The 18,714-nt window shown below is 66.0% G+C and carries 15 protein-coding genes; 6 read left to right on the plus strand and 9 right to left on the minus strand.

What is annotated here, in order from left to right:
- Positions 1 to 27 precede the first annotated feature (27 nt).
- Positions 28 to 1,416, minus strand: a complete 1,389-nt coding sequence (gene bcaP / locus AC07WS_RS11420; RefSeq protein WP_494729175.1) for a branched-chain amino acid transporter BcaP — start codon at positions 1,414 to 1,416, stop codon at positions 28 to 30.
- A gap of 105 nt (positions 1,417 to 1,521) precedes the next feature.
- The gene (locus tag AC07WS_RS11425) at positions 1,522 to 2,670 is read right to left on the minus strand and encodes a sugar diacid recognition domain-containing protein (RefSeq protein WP_494729176.1); all 1,149 of its coding nucleotides are present in this window, start codon (positions 2,668 to 2,670) and stop codon (positions 1,522 to 1,524) included.
- A 199-nt stretch (positions 2,671 to 2,869) separates the two neighbouring features.
- Between AC07WS_RS11425 and AC07WS_RS11430 the strand changes: the two genes are divergently transcribed.
- The 3 genes from AC07WS_RS11430 to AC07WS_RS11440 are packed head-to-tail and all read left to right on the plus strand — an operon-like array spanning position 2,870 to position 8,453.
- The gene (locus AC07WS_RS11430) at positions 2,870 to 4,192 is read left to right on the plus strand and encodes an MFS transporter (protein WP_494729177.1); all 1,323 of its coding nucleotides are present in this window, start codon (positions 2,870 to 2,872) and stop codon (positions 4,190 to 4,192) included.
- Positions 4,193 to 4,204: 12 nt separating this feature from the next.
- The gene (locus AC07WS_RS11435) at positions 4,205 to 5,344 is read left to right on the plus strand and encodes a glycerate kinase (RefSeq protein ID WP_494729178.1); all 1,140 of its coding nucleotides are present in this window, start codon (positions 4,205 to 4,207) and stop codon (positions 5,342 to 5,344) included.
- Positions 5,345 to 5,399: 55 nt separating this feature from the next.
- Complete coding sequence (locus AC07WS_RS11440) at positions 5,400 to 8,453, plus strand: response regulator (protein WP_494729179.1); 3,054 nt, start codon at positions 5,400 to 5,402, stop codon at positions 8,451 to 8,453.
- Here AC07WS_RS11440 and AC07WS_RS11445 read toward each other — a convergent pair.
- Positions 8,450 to 9,754, minus strand: coding sequence for an amino acid deaminase (locus tag AC07WS_RS11445; RefSeq protein ID WP_494729180.1), 1,305 nt, complete (start codon positions 9,752 to 9,754; stop codon positions 8,450 to 8,452). The genes AC07WS_RS11440 and AC07WS_RS11445 overlap by 4 nt on opposite strands.
- Entirely contained in the window at positions 9,751 to 10,947 is a 1,197-nt protein-coding gene (locus AC07WS_RS11450; RefSeq protein WP_494729181.1) for a hypothetical protein, read from the minus strand. Before AC07WS_RS11450 ends, AC07WS_RS11445 begins: the two co-directional genes overlap by 4 nt.
- 140 nt (positions 10,948 to 11,087) lie before the next feature.
- Between AC07WS_RS11450 and AC07WS_RS11455 the strand changes: the two genes are divergently transcribed.
- Genes AC07WS_RS11455 through AC07WS_RS11465 form a run of 3 tightly spaced genes read left to right on the plus strand, consistent with a single transcriptional unit; the run spans position 11,088 to position 14,126 of the window.
- A complete protein-coding gene (locus AC07WS_RS11455) occupies positions 11,088 to 11,783 on the plus strand; it encodes an SDR family oxidoreductase (RefSeq protein ID WP_494729182.1) in 696 nt (231 codons plus the stop codon).
- 11 nt (positions 11,784 to 11,794) lie between these two features.
- On the plus strand, positions 11,795 to 12,793 hold the full coding sequence (locus tag AC07WS_RS11460) for a polysaccharide deacetylase family protein (RefSeq protein ID WP_494729183.1): 999 nt from the start codon (positions 11,795 to 11,797) through the stop codon (positions 12,791 to 12,793).
- Positions 12,794 to 12,848: 55 nt separating this feature from the next.
- Positions 12,849 to 14,126: an aminotransferase class V-fold PLP-dependent enzyme gene (locus tag AC07WS_RS11465; protein ID WP_494729184.1), complete on the plus strand. Its 1,278-nt coding sequence runs from the start codon at positions 12,849 to 12,851 to the stop codon at positions 14,124 to 14,126.
- Between the two features lie 28 nt (positions 14,127 to 14,154).
- On the opposite strand, the gene AC07WS_RS11470 is transcribed toward AC07WS_RS11465, so the two are convergent.
- The 5 genes from AC07WS_RS11470 to AC07WS_RS11490 form a co-directional block, all read right to left on the minus strand.
- Positions 14,155 to 15,510, minus strand: coding sequence for an amino acid permease (locus AC07WS_RS11470; protein WP_494729185.1), 1,356 nt, complete (start codon positions 15,508 to 15,510; stop codon positions 14,155 to 14,157).
- Between the two features lie 71 nt (positions 15,511 to 15,581).
- A complete protein-coding gene (locus tag AC07WS_RS11475; protein WP_494729186.1) occupies positions 15,582 to 16,022 on the minus strand; it encodes a RidA family protein in 441 nt (146 codons plus the stop codon).
- A 44-nt stretch (positions 16,023 to 16,066) separates the two neighbouring features.
- Positions 16,067 to 17,293 carry an AAA family ATPase gene (locus AC07WS_RS11480; RefSeq protein WP_494729187.1) on the minus strand — a complete coding sequence of 409 codons (1,227 nt, stop codon included), beginning with the start codon at positions 17,291 to 17,293 and terminating at the stop codon, positions 16,067 to 16,069.
- 6 nt (positions 17,294 to 17,299) lie between these two features.
- Positions 17,300 to 18,193: a tetratricopeptide repeat protein gene (locus tag AC07WS_RS11485; protein WP_494729188.1), complete on the minus strand. Its 894-nt coding sequence runs from the start codon at positions 18,191 to 18,193 to the stop codon at positions 17,300 to 17,302.
- Positions 18,190 to 18,651 (minus strand): hypothetical protein, encoded by a 462-nt coding sequence (locus AC07WS_RS11490; protein ID WP_494729189.1) that lies wholly within the window; start codon positions 18,649 to 18,651, stop codon positions 18,190 to 18,192. Before AC07WS_RS11490 ends, AC07WS_RS11485 begins: the two co-directional genes overlap by 4 nt.
- Between the last annotated feature and the right edge of the window lie 63 nt (positions 18,652 to 18,714).

Below are 18,714 nucleotides of genomic sequence, written 5' to 3' on the forward strand. Positions count from 1 at the left end.
CGCGGCCTCGCCGGGCAGACTGCGGAGTTAGTTCAGCAGCGAGCGCGAACGGGCGTAGCCGAAGTAGATGACCAGGCCGACCACCAGCCAGATCGCGAAGGCGACCCAGGTGAACCAGCTCAGGTAGGTCATCAGCATGACGCAGAAGATCACGGCCAGCGCGGGAATCACCGGCACGCCCGGGCAGCGGAAGGCGCGCTTCAGGTCGGGACGCTTCTTGCGCATGATGATCACGGCGATCGACACCAGGCTGAAGGCGGCCAGCGTGCCGATGTTGATCAGCTCGGTCAGCACGTTCAGCGGCACCACGGCGGCGATCAGGCCGAACACGATGCCCACCAGCCAGGTGGCGAAGAACGGCGTGTGGAAGCGCGGATGCACGTTCGACAGGCGCTTGGGCAGCAGGCCGTCGCGCGACATGGCGAAGATGATGCGGGTCTGGCCGTAGGCCATCACCAGGATCACGGTGGTCATGCCCAGGATCGCGCCCAGGTCGACGAAGCCGGCGAACCAGTTTTCACCGGCGTGCTTCAGGGCCAGCGAGACCGGATGGTCGATGCCCAGGTACTGCTGGTAAGGCACGATGCCGGTCATGATGGCCGACACCACCACGTACAGCACGGTACAGGCGGCCAGCGAGCCGATGATGCCGATTGGCAGGTCGCGCTCGGGACGCTTGACTTCCTCGGCGGCCGAGGTCACCGCGTCGAAACCGATGAAGGCGAAGAACACCAGCGCGGCCGCGCTCAGCATGCCGTTGTAGCCAAACGGCATAAACGGTTTCCAGTTGGCCGGCTCGACATGGCGCGCGCCGACGACGATGAACAGCAGCACCACGCCGACCTTGATGGCCACCATGATGTTGTTCAGGCGGGCCGATTCACGCACGCCCCAGCTCAGCATCGCGGTCAGCACCAGCATGATGCACAGCGCGGGCAGGTTGATCAGCGTGTGCACGCCGGGGATCGCGCCGGGCGCGGCCGTTAGCGCGACCGGCAGGTGGATGCCGAAGCCGGCGATCAGCGACTGGAAGTAGCCGGACCAGCCGACCGACACGGCCGAGGTGGCCAGGCCGTATTCCAGCAGCAAGTCCCAGCCTATCATCCAGGCGGCCAGTTCGCCCAGGGTGGCGTAGGTGTAGGTGTAGATGGAGCCGGCCACCGGCACGGTGGAGGCGAATTCGGCGTAGCAGAGGGCGGCGAAGCCGCAGGCGATGGCGGCGACCACGAAGGACAGCGTCAGCGCCGGGCCGGCCGTGACGGCGCCGGTGCCGGTCAATACGAAAATGCCGGTGCCGACAATGGCGCCGATGCCCATGAGGATGAGGTCGAAGGGACCGAGTACTTTCGCCAGGCCGCCGGGTCTGCGGCTGTTGGCGATCATATCGTCCAGGTTCTTAGTGCGAAAAAGGCTCAAAATGGCTCCAGTTTTATTGTGGTTATCTCCGTACCCGAGCCTGTGCCTTGTGGGCGCTCGGGCGACGGCAAATAATACAGTAACTTTCCGGCTCTGCCGAGAGAGTTAAGTAGTTAATAACGAAGAGATATACAGCAGCAGCCTATCCTCCAACTTGCCCAGGTCCAGCCCGGTGATCTCGCCGACGCGGCGCAGCCGGTAATCCAGCGTGTTGCGGTGGATGTGCAGGGCCTCGGCGGTGGCTGCCGGATGACCGTCGTGTTCAAACCACACATTGAGCGTGCGCTGCAGCAGTTCCTTGTTTTTGTCCTGCGCCTTCAGCCGGGCGATGGGCAGGCGCAGCTGCTCCGCCTCCCAGCCCGCTCCCAGGCCCGACAGCAGCACCGGCAGGGTTTGCTCGTAATAGCTGAAGCGCGAGCGCCGCAGATGGCGTGCCCGGCCGATGCGGGCCGCCGTCAGCGCGCTCTGGTAGGACACCGCCACGCCGGCCATGCCGGACTGGGCGATGCCCATCGTCAGCGTGTGCGGCTGCTGGCATTCTTCGCGCAGGATGGCGGACAGCGCCTGCAGCTGGCGCTGCGGCCAATGGGCGTCGTGCGCGGACGGGGCGTCGTAGAAGTCCAGCAGCACCAGCTGGTGCGCGCTGGCGGACGCGGTCAATGCGGACGGTTGCCGTGCCAGCATGCGCAGTTGCAGGCGCTGCAGCTCGCTGAGGGCCTGGTCGGTGCCGGCGGCCTTGTCGTCCAGCTCCAGCAGGAACACCAGGTGGCTGCGCTCGAAGTTCACGCCCAGCCGGCGCGCCCAGGCGGCCAGGTCGGCCTCCCGTGATGCCTCGTAGCGGATCAGGTTGAGCACGAAGGCTTCGCGGTAGCGCGAGTCGCGCTGCAGCTCGCCGGCCAGATGGGCCTGTTCGAGGATCATTTCCGCCGTCAACCGCACCAGTTCGCCGAACTGGCGCACCTGCGCCGGCACGCCGCTCAGGCCCACGGCGCCGCAGACCTGGCCGTTGACGGTCAGCGGCAGGTTGATGCCGGGCTGGGCGCCGTGCATGTTGCGGGCGCTGGCGCTGTCGATCTCCACCGTCAGCCGCTTGGCCAGGGCCAGCATGGCGCCGGCGTGCAGCTCGCCGATGCGGGCCGGATTGCCGCTGGCGAGGATGGTGCCGTTGGCGTCCATCACGTTGACGTTGTAGGGGATGATCTTCATGGTCCGGCTGACGATGTCCTGGGCCAGCTCGGTGCTCAGTATGTACATGGGGGCTTCTCCTTGCCGTCATTGTGCCAAATAACAAAGAATCAGGGAAAATATCGCGGCCGCCGAGGAGTTTATTGTGCATCCGCCCAATAAATGGCTGGGTTGGAGTAGAAAAATGGTGCGTTTGGCCGATGTTTTTCCGGCGGCGATTCCAGATAATCGTCTGCACAGAGCACCTATAAAAACCAAGGAGACCCACATGAACACCACCACCACCGCCACCCCGTGGCCGGCGGCGTCCGTTCTGGACGGCGCGTACAAGAAGGCCAGCTGGCACCTGATCCCGTTCATCTTCATCTGCTACTTCTTCAATTACCTGGACCGCGTCAACGTCGGCTTCGCCAAGCTGGAGATGCTGGACGCCCTCCATTTGAGCAATACTGTGTACGGCTTAGGCGCCGGCATCTTCTTCATCGGCTACGTACTCAGCGGCGTGCCCAGCAACCTGATACTCCACAAGATCGGCGCCCGCCGCTGGATCGCGACCATGATGGTGGCGTGGGGCAGCCTGTCGGCCTGCATGCTGTTCGTACACAACCCGGCTTCGTTCTACGTACTGCGCTTCTTCACCGGCGTGGCCGAGGCCGGCTTCTTCCCCGGCATGGTGTTGTACTTCACGCACTGGTTCCCGGCCCAGAAGCGCGGCCAGGTGATGGCCCTGTTCATGTCGGCGATCCCGATCTCCGGCCTGGTCGGCGGCCCCTTGTCCGGCTGGATGCTGCAGCATTTCTCGGCCGGACAGGCCGGCATGGCGGGCTGGCAGTGGCTGTTCCTGCTGCAAGGCCTGCCGACCGTGATCCTGGGCGTGGGCGTGTATTTCTACCTGAACGACGGCATTGCCCAGGCCAAGTGGCTCAGCGCCGATGAAAAATCCGCCATGCAGGCGGCGCTGGCGGGCGACGAGCAACAGCGCCAGGCCAACAGCGATGTCGGCCAGACCTTCTCGGCGGTGGTCCGCGACGGCAATGTGTGGATGCTGGGCGTGATCTATTTCTGCATCCAGATGGGCGTGTATGCGATCAACTTCTGGCTGCCGTCCATCATCAAGGCGCTGGGCTACCAGAGCGCGGTGACGGTCGGCTGGCTGAGCGCGATTCCCTACCTGTGCGCGGCCTTCTTCATGGTCTGGGCCGGCCGCTCGGCCGACCGGCGCCGCGAACGCCGCCTGCACGTGTCGTTGCCGATGCTGATGGGTCTGACCGGCCTGATGATGGCGGCCAACTTCTCCAGCAATCCGCTGATCGTGATGGTGGGCCTGAGCATGGCGACCATGGGCGCGCTGGCCGCGCTGGCGATGTTCTGGTCGCTGCCGTCCGCCTTCCTCGGCAGCGCGGCGGCGGCCGGCGGCCTGGCGTTGATCAACTCGCTGGGCCAGATCGCCGGTTTCGTCAGTCCCTTCCTGGTCGGCTGGATCAAGGATGCGACCCAGAGCACCGATACGGCGCTGTATATTTTGTCCAGCGTGCTGCTGCTTGGTGCGATACTGGTGCTGCGCGTCCCCGCCAAACTGGTCAACCGTTGATAGAGTGTTTCAATGAAAATAGTCATTGCGCCCGATTCGTTTAAAGAGAGCCTGACCGCGATGGCGGTGGCCAACGAGATCGAGGCCGGCTTCCGCGAGTTCTTCCCGGACGCGCAGTACGTCAAACTGCCGGTGGCCGACGGCGGCGAGGGCACGGTGCAGGCCATGATCGACGCCAGCGGCGGGCGCCGCGTGGCGTTGCGGGTGTCCGGCCCGCTGGGCGAGCCGGTGGACGCGTTCTACGGCCTGATGGGCGACGGCGCCACGGCGGTGATCGAGATGGCGGCCGCCAGCGGCCTGGAGCTGGTGCCGGCCGCGCAGCGCGATCCGCTGCGCACCGGCAGCTACGGCACCGGCCAGCTGATCCGCGATGCGCTCGACGCCGGCGCGCGCCGCTTCGTGCTGGGCGTGGGCGGCAGCGCCACCAACGACGGCGGCGCCGGCATGGTGCAGGCGCTGGGCGGGCGCTTGCTGGACGAGGCCGGCCGCGACTTGCCAGCCGGCGGCGGCGCGCTGGACCGCCTGCGGCATATCGACCTGTCGGGCCTGGATGCGCGCATCCGCGACAGCGTGTTCGACATCGCCTGCGACGTCAGCAATCCGCTGGTGGGGCCGCAGGGCGCCTCGCACATTTTCGGCCCGCAAAAGGGCGCCACCCCGGCCATGGTCGAGCAGCTGGACGCCAACCTGCGCCATTACGCCGAGGTCATCGCCCGCGAGCTGGGGCAGCAGGTGGCCGACGTGCCGGGCGCCGGCGCCGGCGGCGGCATCGGCGCGGCGATGCTGGTGTTCCTGAGCGGGCGCCTGCGGCCCGGCAGCGAGATCGTGACGGCGGCGGTCGGGCTGGACGCGGCCGTGGCCGACGCCGACCTGGTCATCACCGGCGAAGGCCGCATCGACAGCCAGTCCATCCACGGCAAGACGCCGATCGGCGTGGCCCGCGTGGCGCAGCGGCACGGCAAGCCGGTGATCGCGATCGCCGGCAGCCTGGCGCCGGGGGCGGCCGTGGTGCACCGCCACGGCATACAGGCCGTGTTCGGCGCGGTCAGCCGGCCGTGCACGGTCGAGCAGGCGCTGGCCGAGGCGGCGCAGAATGTGCGCAGCGCCGCCCGCAATATCGCAGCCGTCCTCAGCCTGGGCGCCCGCCTGTAGTTGCCTGCTCTCATCTGTGCTAGAGTCATTCTCGTGTCCGTCAACGGCGTCGAGAATGAAGCCAGCAGTCCACAGTTCCTTGCCATCGCTCCGCTCGCAAATCTACACGCTGGTCTGGGCGTGCGCTTTGCCGGCGGTGGTCGGCATCGCCTTGCTGGCCCAGCATTTCTATGCGCGCGAGCGCACCCAGATCCAGCAGGAATCGCTGATCACCGCCCGGGCGCTGATCCAGGCGGTGGACCGCGACCTCAACACCGGCATCACCATGGCCATGGCGCTGGCCAATTCGCCCAGCCTCGACAGCGGCGACCTGGCGGCCTTCCACGTCCAGGCCAGCAAGGCCCTGCGGCCCGAATTCCCCGGCTTTAACTTCGTCCTGAGCGACCGCGACGCGGTCCAGTTGCTCAACACGGTGCGTCCGTTCGGCGCGCGCACGCCGGACCCCGCAAGCCTGGACCGTATCAGAAAGGTGTTCGACACCGGCCAGACCGTGATTTCCGACGTGTTCATCGGCGGCGTGCTGAAACGCCCGCTGGTGGCGGTGCACGTGCCGGTGGTCAGGGACGGCAAGGTGATCTACTGCCTCTCGGTCGCCTTCGTGCCGGAGCGGCTGGGCATGATCCTCAGGGAGCAGCGCCTTCCCGCCGGCCGCGTGGCCGGCATTTTCGATTCGCGCGGCGTGATCGTGGCGCGCACCCGCGACTCGGACAAATTTGTCGGCCAGCCCGGCTCCCCGCTGCTGGTGGCCAGCATGGCCGGCGGCGGCGAGGCGGCCATCGAGTCGGTCACGCTGGACGGCACGCCGGTGTATTCGATGTACAGCCATTCCAGGGTGTCCGGCTGGGCGGTGTCGATCGGCGTGCCGCGCAGCGCGGTGCTGTCGGAGATGGTGGGCTCGATCCGCTGGATCGTGCTGTTCGTGGCCGGGCTGCTCGGCCTGGGCGTCGCGGCCGCGTGGTACCTGGCGCGCCGCATCGACGGTTCGGTCAGCGCCCTGGCGTACGCCGCCAGCGCCTTGGGCAAAAACGCCGACTTGGGACTGGAGCGGGTGCGGCCGGCGTTCCGCGAAGCCGACGACGCCATCCGCACCTTGCAGTCGGTGGAGTCGGAACTCCAGCAGTACCGCCATCGCCTCGAAAGCGCGATCGAAGAGCGCACCATGCAGCTGCAGTCGGCGCAGCGCGAGGCCATCGACAAGGAACTGCGCACCCGCACGGTGATGGACAACGTCGGCGACGGGATCATCACCATCAATGCGGACGGCGTCATCGAATCGTTCAACCATGCGGCCTGCGGCATCTTCGGCTACACGCCCGAGGAAGCGATAGGCGCCAACATCACGGCCATGATGCCCGAGTCCATGCGCGGCGCCCACCTGGCCGGCATGGCGCGCTACCTGGCCGGCGGCGCGCCCACCGTGGTGGGCAAGAACAACGTCGAGCTGCAAGGGCTGCGCAAGGACGGCACTACGTTTGTGCTGGAGCTGTCGATACGGGCGCTGTTCATCGGCGGCCATCATCTGTTTGTCGGCATCGTGCGCGACGTCACGGAGCGCAAGCGGGCGGAGAAGGAGCTGCGGCTGGCGATGGAACAGGTTCAGGTCGCCAGCGCGGCCAAGGACGTTTTTGTGGCGAACATGAGCCACGAACTGCGCACGCCGATGAACGCGGTGCTGGGCATGGCGCACCTGCTCAGCACCACGGGACTGTCTGCGGAACAGGCCCGGTATCTGGAGATGATACGGGCCTCGGGACAAACGCTGCTCGGCATCCTGAACGACATTCTCGATTTTTCCAAGATGGGAGCCGGCAAGATTGAAGCGCATCCGGTGCGCTTCCGGCTGGACGAGGTGCTGCATTCCGTGGCCAGCATCATGAGCATCTCGGTCGGCGAGCGCAATCTGGAGCTGTGCGTGGGTGTGGAGCCGGACGTGCCGCGCGCGCTGGTCGGCGACGCGCTGCGGCTCCAGCAGATCCTGGTCAACCTGACCGGCAACGCGATCAAGTTCACCGAACATGGCGAAGTGTCGCTGCTGGTGGAGCGCGCCGGCGAGGAGGCGCTGCGCTTTACGGTGCGCGACACCGGCATCGGCATGAGCGAGGAACACCTTGCGCGCCTGTTCTCGCCGTTCACGCAGGCGGACCTGTCGACCACGCGCCGTTTCGGCGGCACCGGACTGGGACTGACCATCTCCAAAGACCTGATCGAGCTGCTGGGCGGCGCCATCGAAGTGCGCAGCGCGGCCGGCGAGGGCAGCGCTTTTTCGTTCACGCTGCCGTTGAAGCCGTCCGCTGACGGCGACACAGCGCGGCCCGCCGGCCGCAGGCATCTGCTGGTGGTGGACGATAACCCGACCAGCCGCTCCTGCTTGTCCAAGACGATCCAGGCGTGGAACTGGACTTGCGATGTTGCGGCGTCGGGGCCGGAAGCGCTGGCGCTGATACGATCGGGCCGCGTCTACGATGCGGCGCTGGTCGATTGGCGGATGCCTGGCATGGACGGCCCGGCTGCCATGCGCGCGGTGCGGGAGGAAACCGGCAGGCCGGTCATCTGCATGGTCAACGCCTACGGCCGCAGCAAACTGGTACAGGACATGGCCGGGGGCAGCGCACCGGTATTCCTCACCAAGCCTGTCACGGCGTCGGGCCTGTACGATGCGGTGCAGACCGCGCTGGCGCAAGGCGGCGCCGAAGCCGCCACCGAGCCGGACGGCGACGATCCGCAAGCGCTGCATGGCGCGCGCATACTGCTGGTGGAGGACAATCCGATCAACCAGCAGGTGGCGAAAGGCATACTGGAACAGGTGGACGCCATGGTGACGGTGGCGGAGAACGGCGAGCAGGCACTCGTGCTGCTGCGCGGCGGCCTGCAGTGCGACCTGGTGCTGATGGACGTGCAGATGCCGGTGATGGATGGCTTCACCGCGACCCGCGCGATCCGCGATGAACTGGGCCTGAAGCTGCCGGTGATCGCGATGACGGCCGGCGTGATGGAATCCGAACGCGAACAGTGCATCGCCGCCGGCATGGACGATTTCATCGGCAAGCCGGTGGACGTGGAGCAGATGTTCGCCACCATCGCGAAGCATCTGCGTCCAGCCGCGGCCTAGAAGAAGGTGTTGACGGCGCGCTGCACGCGGTAGTCGTCGTCCACCACCAGCATCAGCGGCCATTTGTCGAACGTGGTGCAGGGATGCGAGATGCCGCAGCCTATCAGGTCGCCGACCTCCAGCCCGAGCGCATGATCCGGCGGCAGCCGCAGGTACGCGTGCTGGTCGTTCATCTTCTCGATGCGGCATCCGTCCGGCAGCGCGGAGGGCGAGCCGGCGCCGGGACGGTGCGAGACCAGCGCGCGCGGCAGTTCCATGTCGTAGGATGCGTCGCGCTTGCCCATGCCAAGTATGGCCAGCGTTGGCTCGGGACGCGACAGGACCATGCTCCACACCTCCAGCGCGGGCCGCAGCCCTTGGCCCGGCGCCAGGCCTTCGCGTGTGTTTAGTTGTTCGATGAGCCCATGATAGAAGCCGTGATCGTTGGTCAGGTAGCAGCCGCTGCGCAGCACCGGCAGCACGGGACGCGACAACTCCTTCACCTGCGCGAAGCCGCTGGCGACGAAGTCGAAATACGCGGAGCCGCCCGCCGACAGCAGGATTTCGCCGCGCTTGAACAGCCGCTCGGCGTCGGCCTGGCGCAGCAGGTCGGAGAGCCGCGTCACAAAATGGCGGACCTCTTCGTGATCCTTGTCGCGGTCGGGGCTGACCAGCAGGCCCTCGTAGCCTTCGATGCCGGCCAACTCCAGCCCCGGCGCGGCCGCAACTTCGCGAGCCAGCGCCAACGCATCTTCCATGCTGCGGCAGCCGGCGCGTTTGCCGGCCAGTCCCAATTCGACCAGCAGCGGCAAGCGCCGTTCCATGCCATGTTGTTGCACCGCTTGCGACAAGCGCGCAACGCCGGCGCTGGAATCGACCAGGGCGAAAAACTCAAACGCAGGATCTTCGCGCATCAGCGTCAGCATGGCCTGGATGTCGGCCGGCGCCACCAGCTGATTCGCCAGCAGCACGCGGCGCACGCCGTAGCGGTAGGCGATCTGCACCTGGGCCGCCGTCGCCAGCGTCATGCCCCAGGCGCCGTTTGCCAGTTGGGCGTCGAACAGCTGAGGGCTCATGGTGGTTTTGCCGTGCGGGGCCAGTTGGACACCATACTGTTCGCAGAAGCCGCGCATCCATTGCTGGTTGTGTTCCAGCGCGGATGCCTTCAGCAGCGCGACCGGGAAGCTGGTGTCGGCACGCAGCACGTTCCACTGGCGTGCGCCGATGTCGCCCTGGCGCAGCGGTTCGGTGATGGGCAGGCCCTTGACGCCGGGATGCAGCGGTTGATTTTCCAGTTCCTGAAGGGCGGCGGTGCGTGTCACGTGTGGCTCCTGTGGTCGATGGATTGGATGGCGGCGCCGAGCGCCTGCAGGCGGTCGCGCCGCAGCATGCCGTAATTGTAAAAGCCGACGTGGCGGATGCCCAGTTCCCGCAAGCCTTGCAGGGCCTGCGGCAGTTGCGCGCCGTCGGCCAGGTCGGGTGGTCCGGGACGCAGGATGGCGCGTATGCGATCCGGCGCGCCGATGCGGCGAATGCAATCCCAGGCGTCGCTGCGGACTGCTGCGGCATCGGCTTCGTAGAACGGGATCTCCAGCCAGTCCGCCACGCCGGCCAGCGCGCGCAGGTCCGTGCCTTCGAGCCAGCTTTGCGCGGTGGGCCGCTGCACTGTCGCCACGACCGACAACTGCACCTGCGGCGGCATGGCTGCGCGGATGGCGCCGACCAGTTGCGTAACGCGCCGCTGCCGCAAGCGGTTCAGGGCGTACAGGTCGCCGTCCTTCAGCAGATCGGCGGACAGCCAAGCGGCGGCCTGGCTGGGCGTGGCGTCGACGGGAGCGTCGAGATAGTTGTCAATGTTCTGGCGGATGCGGTTGCGCAGGCCGTCCATGTCGATATCGGCCGCTTTGCCGGCGGCCATGCAGGCATCGCAGAAGCACAGGCCGAGCATGGAATCGAGCCAGAGGTTGCTGCGGACCTGGGCGAATTCGTGGTGGTAGCCGTGGGCGTAGGGCAGCCAGCCCGGCGTTTCGACCACCACGCTGGCGACTCCGCGCGCGGCCACGTCGGCGCTCAGCGCGACGGCGTAGTCGAACACCGGTTGCTGCATCGGGCAAAGGCTGTACAGGTAGCCGTCGCCGTAAGCGTTGCGGGCTGTGTACCGTGGGTGGGCGGCGCCGAGGCGGCTGTTATGCAGCAGCACAGTCCACGCATGTACGGCGACGCCGCCGTTGTCCACCAGTTTGGGCAGCACTTCGCGCAGCGCCGGATCGGAGTGGGCTTGCGGCTTGATCTCTCCATAGCGCGCCGGATCGGGCTCGAAGTAGACCACGCCGTCCTCCGGGAAGACCACGCGCGGGCCGCTAGCCGCATGCGGCCGCAGGAATTTCCCGGCGTGGTAGCTGACGGCGAGCGTCGCGCCGTTCATGCCCAGGCCGCGAGCCTGTTCCACAAAGCGGGCCACATCCGCGACATCCCACGGATAGCAATACAGCGAGGTGTTGTTGGGTGAATTCATGCGCGCCATTCTAGCGTATGGCGCGCGGCTGCGGCGCATCTTCAATCCTGCATTGAAGGTCATTCAAGGGCCGGGCCAATTATCAAGCCGGGCTTCCAGCGGGAGAATGGAATGGTTCGCACATTCTTCGGGAGTCATGTATGGAAAATCAAACAGTGGTGGTGATAGGGGGCCTGTCCGGCATCGGGCTGGCGGTGGCGCGCAGGGCAGCTGCGGCGGGCGCCCGCGTGATCGCGGCGGGACGTCGCACCGTGGCGGCGGACTGGCCGTCCGGGATCGAGGCGAGGCAACTGGATGTCGGGGACGAGGCGGCGGTGCAGCGCTTCTTTGCCGATATCGGCGCCTTCGATCATCTGGTGGCGACGGTCGGGCCGGTGATCGCCTCCAGCCGCCTGTCGGATCTGGACGTGGACGGCGCGCAGGCGGCCTTCAACGTGAAGGTCTTTGGCCAGCTGCGTGTGGCGCGGCACGGGGCGCACCTGATTCGTCCGGGCGGTTCCATTGTCCTGACTTCCGGCCTGCTGGCCCGCAAGGCGGTGCCGGGCGGCGTGGTCAAGGCGGGCATGAACGCTGCCGTCGAGGCCATCGGCAAGACGCTGGCGAAGGAGCTGGCGCCGCTTCGCGTCAATGTGGTCAGTCCGGGCATGGTGGAGACCGGGATGTGGGGGCCGATGTCCGAAGCGGAGCGCAAGGCGATGGCGGAGCGCGCCGGTGCGGGACTGCCCGTGGGCCGCGTTGGCCAGGGCGACGATCTGGCGCAGGCCTATCTGATGCTGATGCAGAACGGTTTCATGACCGGCACGGTCGTCGATGTCGACGGCGGCGGTTTGTTATAAGGAGATTGACGATGAAGAACGCTACAACCCCGGCGCCGCAACGCCGCCAGTTCCTGACGCAGGCCGCCGGTGGCGCGGCACTGCTGGCTGCCGGCATGGCGCAAGGCGCCCAGGCGCAGAACGCGGTACCGGCGTCGGCTGCATCCCCGAACTCCGCGGCCTTTTGGCCGAACGGCGCCCGGCTGGTGATTTCGATATCCATGCAGTTCGAAGCGGGAGGGCAACCGGCCAAGGGCGCCGATAGCCCGTTCCCCAAGGTCGATTTCCCGGCCAGTGTGCCGTCCGATGCGGCGGCCAATACCTGGTTTGCCTACGGTTACCGTGAAGGCGTGCCTCGCATGCTGGATCTGTGGGACAAGCACGGCGTCAAAGTCACGTCGCACATGATAGGCGAGGCTGTGCGCCGCCATCCGGCGCTGGCGCAGGAAATCGTCAAGCGCGGGCATGAAGCTTCCGGCCACGGCCCGCGCTGGAGTTCGCAATTTGCGATGAGCCGCAAGGACGAACGGGCCTTCCTGCTCGCCGGCCGCGATATGGTGCGGCAGGCGACCGGCGAGACGACGGTCGGCTACAACTGCAACTGGCTGCGCCGCGGCCCGAATACCTTGTCGCTGCTGCAGGAACTGGGCTTCATCTATCACATCGACGATGTCAGCCGCGACGAGCCGTTTATCGAACAGGTGAACGGCCGCGATTTTGTCGTCGTGCCGTACACGCTGCGGAACAACGATATTCTGCTGATCGAAGGCCGCAACTACTCGCCGCAGGCCTTCCTGGCGCAGATCAAAGGGGAGTTCGACCAGCTTTACGACGAAGCCGCAACGCGCCGCCGCATGATGTCGATCAGCGCGCACGACCGCATCAGCGGCACGCCGCAGATGGTGCGGGTGTGGGACGAGTTCCTGACCTATGCCCGGAGCAAGGCGGGTGTGGCCTTCATGCGCAAGGACGATATCGCCCGCTATGCGCTGGAAAGTCCGCTGACGGTGCGCGAGAGCGATACCATCTGAGGCCTGCTCCTGGCGGTGATATATTGGACGCTTCCACAGACCGACAGGAGTACGCATGCTCACACGCCGCAGTTTTTTTCATGCAGCAGCCGGTGTTGCCGGCGGATCGCTCATCGTGCCGCCGGCGCTGGCCGGGCTGCCGCCCAGCGCCGAGGCGCAGCCGGGGAACGAGGCCTACTGGGCCAAGGTGGCCGCGCAATATGACCCGGCGCCGGATTTCATCAATCTGGAACAGGGCTACTTCGGCATGATGGCGCGTCCGGTGGCCGAAGACTACAAGCGCAATATCGACTACCTGAATGCGCATAGTTCGCGCTTTCTGCGCCAGCAGTTCGACGGCGCGGGCATGGATGCGATACGGGCGCAGATCGCGGCGGCCGTCGGCGCCGACGTGTCGGAGATCGCCATCACGCGCGGCGCCACCGAGTCATTGCAAAACCTGATCGTCAACTACAAACATGTACAGGCCGGCGATACGGTCATGTACGCCGACCTGGATTACGACGCCACCCAATACGCGATGAACGAGCTGGCGCTGCGGCGCGGTGCGCAGGTCGCGGTGGTGCGCATCCCCGAGCCGCCCAGCCGCCAGGCCATCCTGGACGCCTACGCGCAGGCGATGCAGCGCCATCCGCGCACACGCTTGCTGCTGCTGACGCACATCAGCCATCGCACCGGATTGGTACTGCCGGTCGCCGAACTGGTGGACATGGCGCGCCGGCGCGGCATCGACGTCATCGCCGACGCTGCCCAGTCGTGGGGGCAGACGGATTTCATGGTGGCCGATCTGAAGGCAGACTTCATCGGCTTCAACCTGCACAAGTGGCTGGGCGCTCCGCTGGGCGTGGGTTTTATGTACATCCGCAAGGCGCGGCTGCCGGATATCGCGGTGCACATGTCGGACCAGGATTATGCTGCCACCGACATCCGCTCGCGGGTCCACTCGGGCACCGTCAACTCGGCCAACACGATGACGGTGCCTGCGGCGTTCCGCTTTCACGAGCAGATCGGCGTGGCCAACAAATCGGCGCGGCTCAAATACCTGCGCAGCTATTGGGTGGAGCGGGTGCGCGGCGTCAAGGGCTTGCAGATACTGACGCCGGACGATCCCGCCATGTACGGCGCCAGCACCTCATTCCGCTTCGACGGCAGGACCAGCAAAGAGGACAACCAGCTTCTGGCCAAGCGGCTGATGGACGAACACGGGATTTTTACGGTGTCGCGCAACGGGCCCGTGGGCGGCAGCTGCGTGCGGGTGACGCCGGCCTTGTTCACCCAACCGCGCCAGCTCGACCGGCTGGTGCGGGCGATTGAGGTGCTCGCGCAGGCGTAACGGGCGCCTGCGCGAGCGGCTTGCGGCATCAGGCCATGACTGCCGCTTTCTGCCGCATCTGATAACCGGCGCCCAGCACCGCCAGCCAGACAGGGATCAGGTAGACCGACAGCCGCAGGTCCGGCGTCAAGTACATCACCACCAGGATGCCGGCCAGGAAGGCCAGGCACAGGTAGTTGGTCAACGGGTAGCCCAGGCTGCGGAACGCCGTGGTCTGGCCGCTGGCCTTCTTCTGCGCGCGGAAGCGCAGATGGATCCAGCTGATCATGCCCCAGTTGATGATCAGCGCCGACACCACGAGGCCCATCAGGAAGCCGAAGGCCTTACCCGGCATGAAGTAGTTGACCACCACGCAGATGCCGGTGGCCAGCGCCGAGACGCCCAAGGCCGCCAGCGGCACGCCGCGCCGGTTCACCGTCAGCAGCAGCCGTGGCGCATTGCCTTGCTTGGCCAGGCCGTACAGCATGCGGGTGTTGGAATACACGCCGCTGTTGTACACCGACAGCGCGGCCGTCAGCACCACGGCGTTCAGCGCGTGCGCCACCAGGTTGCTGTTCAATGCGTGGAAGATCAGCACGAACGGGCTGCCGCCGGTGACGACTTTCTCCCATGGGTACAGTGACAGCAGGATGCCCAGCGCGCCGATGTAGAAAATCAGGATGCGGTAGATGGCCTGGTTGGTGGCCTTGGGGATGGTGCGCGACGGGTCGTCCGCCTCGGCGGCGGTGATGCCGATCAGTTCCAGGCCGCCGAAGGAGAACATGATCACGGCCATGGCCATCACCAGGCCGCCGATCCCGTTCGGGAAGAAGCCGCCGTGCTGCCACAGGTTGGCCACGGTGGCTTGCGGGCCGGCGTCGCCGGAGATCAGCAGGTAGGCGCCGAACACGATCATGCCGACGATCGCCGCGACCTTGATGATGGCGAACCAGAACTCCATCTCGCCGAAGGCCTTGACGTTGGCCAGGCTGATGGCGTTGATGACGACGAAGAAGGCCAGCGCCGACATCCAGGTCGGTATCGCCGGCCACCAGTACTGGACGTAGATGCCCACCGCCGACAATTCGGCCATGCTGACCAGCACATACAAGACCCAGTAGTTCCAGCCCGACATGAAGCCTGCCAGGTGGCCGCAGTATTTGTCGGCGAAGTAGCTGAACGAGCCGGCGACCGGTTCGTCGACCACCATCTCGCCCAACTGGCGCATGATGAAGAAGGCGATCAGGCCGGCCACGCCGTAGCCGAGCAGCACCGACGGCCCGGCCATCTGGATGGTCTGCGCGATACCGAGGAACAGGCCGGTGCCGATGGCGCCGCCCAGCGCGATCAGCTGGATATGCCGGCTCTTCAGGCCGCGTTTGAGTTCGTTCTTCCCATCTGCCATCGGATCCCCTAGGTGGTAAGCAAAGACGACGATTCTAATGCAAAAGCGCGTCTGCGCTACATCAATTTCTGCTAGCGGCGCGGCGCATAGGCCATGCATTCGACTTCGACCTCGCCGCCCAGCGCCAGGCCGTTGGCGCCCAGCGCGCTGCGCGCCGGCAGGCGTTCAGGCTTGAAGTAGCTGGCGTAGATCTTGTTGAAGTCCGCCCACTTGGCCATGTCGGCGATCATGATCGTACATTTGACCACGTCGTCCATGCCCAGGTTGATGCCTTTGAGGATGACGGCGATATTGTCCATCGCCTGGCGCGACTGGGCCTCGAAACCCTTGACCAGCCCATTCGGCCCGGTGCCCAATTGGCCGGAGACGAAGACGTAGTCGCCGGCGCGCACCGCCAGCGAGAACGGGCGTCCCGGCTCGTTGCCCTTGTTGTAGTAGTCGATGCCGGAGGCGCTGGCGGATGCGGACAAGGCCAGTATGCAGGCCAGCTTTTTCAGGTGTGTACGTGTCATGGCAATCTTCCTTTGGGCCTGCATGGACGAACGGACGGTGCTTGTTAAAGAAACTTGGTCTTCTTCAGATATTTTTCCACATCCCGATAGCTGTCGTCGCTGCCGGAATAGCGCACCAGATTGCGCGCGGTCTTGAGCCACTCCACCGTCGACGGCTGCATCAGGTCCAGCGCGTACGCGATGTCCGCCGGGCCGATAGGGCGCTCCGGATTGCCGGCCAGGATGTCATGCAGCGTGCTTTCCTTGGCCAGGTCGATCAGGCCATCGATGTCGGCGCCCGAATAGTGCGGGGTCGCCGCCACCAGCGCCGGCACGTCGATGCCTTCGACGGGAATGTCGCGCAGTTTGATGTCGATGATATGCCGGCGCGCTTCCTCGTCGGGCGGCGGCACGAAGAGCTGCCGGGCGAAGCGGCCGGTGCGCTTCATCGCCTGGTCGACATCCCACGGCATATTGGTCGCGGCCAGGAACAGCACGTCGCGGTTGTCGCGCTCGAAGCCGTCCAGCTGCGACAGGAACTCGTTGACGATGGTGCGACTATGCTCGCTCTGCGCCTTGGAGCGCGAGAAGGCCAGCGCATCGAGCTCGTCGAAAAACAGCACACAAGGTTTTTGTGCGCGGGCCTTTTCGAACAGCTGCGCCAGATTGCGTTCGCTCTCGCCCATCCACATGTTGAGCACTTCGCTGATGCCGACCGAGACGAAGGAGGCGCTGCATTCGCTGGCGATGGCGCGCGCGATCATGGTCTTACCGCAGCCGGGAGGGCCGTACAGCAGGATGCCGCCACCGCCGCTCTTCTTAAACTTGGCGAACAGGCCGGGACGCAGGAACGGCTCGATGATGTGCAGGCGCAGCGTCTTCTTCAAATCCTCCATGCCGCCGACGTCGGCAAAGCGCACCTGCTGCGCGGACTGGGGCCGCAGCGCGGCGACATTCTGCGCCGGCCGCACCAGCGACAGCGCCGGGGCCGACGCGGGTTGGGCGCGCTGGGCCAGGTGCTCCAGCGCTTCGATCGGTTCAAAGCCGGTGTGCTGGCGCGCGGCCACATAGGCGACCAGCGCTTCGCCTTCGCGTTTGAGCGCCAGCAGCGCCTGGGCTTTGCCGCTGAGGGTGTCGGCGTCGATGCGCTGGCGCTCGGCCAGCTCGAACTGGGTCAGCGCCGCCTGGGCATCGTCGCCATCGAGCAGCAGGTGGGCGTAGGCGAGGCGATGCCCGAGGTTGAAGGGATCGGTGACGAGGGCGGTTTCGAGTTCTTCGCGTTTCAGTGCCATGCTGTTTTAAAGTCCTGCGCGGCGTTTCAGCCAGCGCGTTAGTAAGGGGGGATAGACCCACGAGTAGGCGCAGTATCCGAGGATGGTCCAGGTGGCGATGCCTGCCAGGGTGGGCCCGTCCTTGCGGATCAGGTTCATCGCCAGCAGGGTGATGAAATAGAACGCGGCCGAAGCGCCCCAGCCCCAGCGGTTCAACGGCCAGAGGGGCAGCATGCTCCAGTGGCTCAGCGCATCCAGCTTGACCACCAGTTCCAGGATTTCGGTGGAGTGCGGATAGAGCTGCAGCAGTTCGATGGCGATGCGTTTGGCGGCGCGATAGCGTCCGCGGCTGACCAGGTGGCTGACCAGCATGCGCGCCGTGGTCTGGCTGTCCGGGTGGCCGCGCATCAGGTTCGCCAGGCTCGCGGCTTCGGCGCCGCGGCGGCCGTCGATGATGTCGCCGATCAGGCAGGCGGTCAGCGCGAGTTCGTCCTCCGGGTCGAGCCGCAGCGCCTCGCGTGCCAGTTCCTTGGCCTTGTCGATGTGGAGCGTGCGGTACATCAGCATCGCATAGCGCGCGTACTGGAACGCCTCCTCGGGATATTCCCGCAGCAGTTCGATGATGAGGAGCTCGGCCTGTTCCAGTTCTTCGCCGTCTTCCAGCACATTGATTAACAGCGAGCGGGCGGCGTAGTGCAGCGGTTCCCGCGCGAGGATGGCATGCAGCGTCTGGCGGGCGGCTTGCTTGTCGTCGCTCAGGTAGTCGAGATGGGCGGAGGCGAACAGCAGCTGGCTATCCTGCGGATATTGCTGCAGCGCTTCCGACAGCACGGTGCGCGCCTGCTGGAGGCGCCGGCGCTCGATCAGGCCATTGAGCTGGAGCGCATAGTCGCGGGGCGAGAGCACGGTCATATCGCTCATGACGCGTCCCGGATCAGCAGGGCGGCCAGGCCCACGGTGACGGCATAGCCAAGCACCATGCTGGCGACGGCGGGTATCCACGGCGACGGCGCTTTGCTGTCGAACAGCGTGGCCGAGCGGTGCTGCTTTTTATGCAGCAGGTAGAACACCCCGCACAGCGCCAGCGCGAGTGCGCGCGACAGGAAGCGGGTCGTATCGCTGCCAAGCGCCTGCCGCAGCCAGGCGAAATAAGCGACATCGCCGCGCGCGCCGTAGACCAGCAGGGCGAGCAGCACGATGGCTACGAGGTAAACCGGAATATCGAGCATGCGGCGCAGCCGCCACGAATTGAGCGTCGAATAGAGGATGACGGCGGCAGGGCCGCCGAGAAACGCCACGAAGAAGCTCGATCGGATCGAATATAGCGAGACCGGCGGCGAGGAAGCGGACAGCGAAGGGGTAAGCAGGTGTTCACGCATAAGTGTGATGTAAAAAGCAAGCACCTATGTTACCAAATTTCGCCGGGCCGGCCGGGTTTTATT

The organism is Duganella sp. GW821-FHT01E12 (assembly GCF_059422325.1).